Raw genomic sequence first — 340 nt, 5'->3', positions numbered from 1 at the left:
TGAGTTCTGCATCTGAAAGGAATTTTCCGCCTTTTTCATAGTTTTCTATTTCCCTTGCCAAAGCCCAGTTATAGGCAAATCTTGAAGCACCGGCGTACTGAAACAACTTGGTTTTCTGCACGTTATTTGGTATCAACATTACTTTTATGGCTTTTACCATCTGCTTCCTCCTGTATCAATTCCCGGATAAGTTTCTTAGCTTTGTTTGCTCGTTTTCCTTGTAATTTGCAACTGAATACAGTGATTATCTGAACCAGATCTTCAACAAGTTCCTGCTGTTCGGACTTTTCAGTATTATCAATAATCTCAATCTCACAATTATAAAGTGAAGCGATATATT

General features: G+C 37.1%; 1 protein-coding gene and 1 pseudogene. Both read right to left on the bottom strand.

The genetic code is table 11. From position 1 onward, the window contains the following. The coding region (locus tag G4417_RS17660) for a helix-turn-helix domain-containing protein (protein WP_334296886.1) at positions 1-139 on the bottom strand (139 nt) is incomplete at its 3' end. Next, positions 123-340 (bottom strand): annotated as a pseudogene (locus G4417_RS16665) (IS607 family transposase); the annotation flags it as partial. The gene G4417_RS17660 and the pseudogene G4417_RS16665, both read right to left, overlap by 17 nt.

The organism is Blautia wexlerae, from assembly GCF_013300825.1.
Taxonomy (GTDB): Bacteria; Bacillota; Clostridia; order Lachnospirales; family Lachnospiraceae; genus Blautia_A; species Blautia_A wexlerae_B.
This window is presented reverse-complemented; position numbering and strand designations above follow the sequence as displayed.